This window comes from Streptomyces niphimycinicus, from assembly GCF_018883605.1.
Taxonomy (GTDB): domain Bacteria; phylum Actinomycetota; class Actinomycetes; order Streptomycetales; family Streptomycetaceae; genus Streptomyces; species Streptomyces niphimycinicus.
The window spans coordinates 1-1,183 of record NZ_JAHLEM010000193.1 but is presented as its reverse complement, the minus strand read 5'-3'; the positions used below and the strand labels follow the sequence as shown (position 1 = coordinate 1,183).

The following is a 1,183-nucleotide window of genomic DNA, read 5'->3' as shown; positions in this document are numbered from 1 at the left end:
CTCGGCGGTCGCCTGCCCCAGCGCGCGGGCGGCGTCGGTGAAGTCGCCCCCGGCGGCCAGGGCGTCGAGCGCGAGCTGCCAGCCGTCCCGGGAGCCGGTGAGGAAGGGCTGAAGCACCCCCAGGGTGACGGGCTCGGGCGGCGGCCCGGCGCCCTCGGCCGGGGGCTCGGCCTCGAACCAGGCGGCGGGTGCGGGCACCCGGGTGCAGCCGGTGTGGGCGAGCGCGAGGGGGAGTTCGAGGTCGGGGTTGGTGCCGGGACTGACCCGGCGGAAAAGTTTGAGAATAAACGTATCGCCATAGATCACCGAGGAGTTGGACTGCTCGGCGGTCATCACCCGGGGCGGCAGCGCGGACGGGATCGCGCTGGACGGCTCCCGTACGAAGCGCAGCGGGCCGAGCCGCCCGGGCATCCGCAACCGCTCCAGCAGCAGCGTGGTGAGCCGGGGGTCGAACAGCGCCTCGTACACCGTCTGCCCGGCCAGCGGCCCGCCGCTGGGCCGGCCGATGAGCGCGGGGGCGAGCGGCGGCGGAAGCGTGGGGCGCGCCCCGAGCAGAAGCTGGTAGCAGTCGCTGGCCGCCGCCCCGTGCCGGTGGCCGCAGCCGAAGCCGTGCCGGTGGCCGGGCGGTTCCGGCTGCTGGGCGCGGATCAGCAGATGGAGCAGCCCGGGCATGCCGCCGCCCGCCCGCCACGGCAGCAGCTCGGTCGCGGAGACCAGCGCGAAGCCGGTGACGGGACGGCCCTTGCCCGCGAACCAGCGCTGGCGGGGCAGCCACTCGGCGAGCAGTGGGGCGAGCGAGGCGAGCAGCCCGGACGGGCCCGCGGCCGTGGTGGTGCGGGTGGCGGACGTCGGGGGCTGGTCCCGCGGTACGGCGGTCGGCGGGTGTTGTGCCCCCCGGGAGAGCGGAGCTTCCGGCATGGCGTCGCGTCCTTTCCCCGGGCACACGACAGATCAGGGCAAAGTGTCCCGGATTGCGGCATTGACTGTGCGACGGTGCGGGACGTGTCGGGCGAGGATCGTCCGTACGGCGAGCTCGGTGTACGCGATCGGGTCCGCCGGTGGCGCATGTGAGTACAGAGTGCCCATGACGGGGGGTCGAAAACGCCCGTACGCGGCCTAGATGGACGCGTACGGATGAGCGAGGACCGGAGCGGAGGCCGTGCCCGGCCGAAACCACGCGGCG

The 1,183-nt window shown here is 74.8% G+C and carries 1 protein-coding gene; it reads right to left on the bottom strand.

Annotation, left to right across the window (positions count from 1 at the left end):
• A partial coding sequence (locus KN815_RS18560; protein WP_443732326.1) for a maltokinase N-terminal cap-like domain-containing protein occupies nucleotides 1–918 on the bottom strand: 918 nt, incomplete at its 3' end.
• Nucleotides 919–1,183: the final 265 nt, after the last annotated feature.